At 70.4% G+C, this 1,223-nt stretch carries 1 protein-coding gene and 1 pseudogene; one reads left to right on the forward strand and one right to left on the reverse strand.

Features of this window, described 5'->3' with window-relative positions; all coding sequences use genetic code 11:
* A pseudogene (locus AB0412_RS35715) lies at window positions 1-198 on the reverse strand (DUF2182 domain-containing protein); the annotation flags it as partial.
* Window positions 199-528: 330 nt separating this feature from the next.
* Between AB0412_RS35715 and AB0412_RS35720 the strand changes: the two are divergent.
* Window positions 529-1,107 (forward strand): dihydrofolate reductase family protein, encoded by a 579-nt coding sequence (locus AB0412_RS35720; protein ID WP_366406791.1) that lies wholly within the window; start codon window positions 529-531, stop codon window positions 1,105-1,107.
* Window positions 1,108-1,223: the final 116 nt, after the last annotated feature.

A 1,223-nucleotide genomic window follows, 5' to 3' on the forward strand; every position in this document is an offset into this window, starting at 1 on the left:
CAGCGCCATCCCCATGGTGCCGGGCTCGACCCCCATGTCCCGGGCCTGCCCGACCGTCAGCGCCCAGGCGGGCACCGCGATCAGCACGACCAGCGACCAGGCAGCCGCGAGATCCCGCGTGGGCAGCAACCCCCCACCGGCTCCGGTCGGCGCAGGCGCCCGGGCGGGTAGGAAGGCGGAACTCCGGCTGCGACGCATTGGCGTGCTCTCCTGCTGCTGCCTCCAGGACACCACAGGCCCTCCTGCACCGCGACCGGGCCCGGACGGCCTTCACCTCCCGTCGGATATGCGAGCGCGCAGCTCCAGAAAACAGTGAACGACCCGTCAGTGGGGAGTTGACCCCGCCGTCTCCGCCGGTCGGGGGGGAATGGAGTTTCCGCCGGTCGGGGGGAACGGAGTTTCCGCCGGTCCGGGCGAACGGTCCGGTCCGGTACGAGTCCGACCCGCTGTCGTTTCCGTCCAAGACGCCCACGCGGCCGCGAACTAGCGTGGACCCAGCAGCCCACCCGATCACGAGGAGACAGCACCATGCGTCACCTGGTCTATACCGGCTTCATGTCGCTCGACGGCGTCGTGGACTCACCCGGCGGCGGGCCGGGGGAGGAGCACCGCAGCGGCGGCTGGGTCTTCAAGGACCTCGAGTTCGTCCCGGAGGCCTGGTCGCTGAAGGGCGAGGAGCTCGCCGACACGACGGCGCTGATGTTCGGCCGCCGCAGTTACGAGGCGTTCGCACCGGTCTGGCCCGGCTCGGAGGACCACGCCGCCTACAAGGAGCTGCCCAAGTACGTGGTGTCGACCACGCTGTCCGACGACGCCCTCGTCGACGGGTGGGGGCCGACGACGATCCTGCGCTCGACCGAGGACGTCGCCGCGCTCAAGGAGAGCGAGGGTGGCGCGATCTTCCTCCACGGGAGCGCGGAGCTGGCCCGGCGGCTGTCGGACGCGGACCTGATCGACCAGTACAACCTGCTGGTCTTCCCCGTGCTGCTCGGTGCAGGAAAGAGCCTCTTCGGCCGGGCCGACCGCGACAAGCAGATGCTGACACTGCGGGAGTCGGAGACCTACTCCAACGGGATCCTGAAGCTGGTCTACGACGTGAAGCGGTGATCCAGATCGAGGGCGATCGCCCCGCCGGCGCCCTCGCGCAGCTGCCCGGCCGTGCGTCCGACGTAGGAGCGCAGCGCCCGGGCCAGATGCGGCTCGTCGAAGTAGTCGAGCTTGGC

Origin of the sequence: Streptomyces sp. NPDC052012, from assembly GCF_040689265.1 — a bacterium.
GTDB lineage: Bacteria > Actinomycetota > Actinomycetes > Streptomycetales > Streptomycetaceae > Streptomyces.

Coding starts and splice junctions, on each gene's coding strand:
- AB0412_RS35720 (WP_366406791.1), top strand. CDS start 529: ATGCGTCACCTGGTCTATACCGGCTTCATGTCGCTCGACGGCGTCGTG.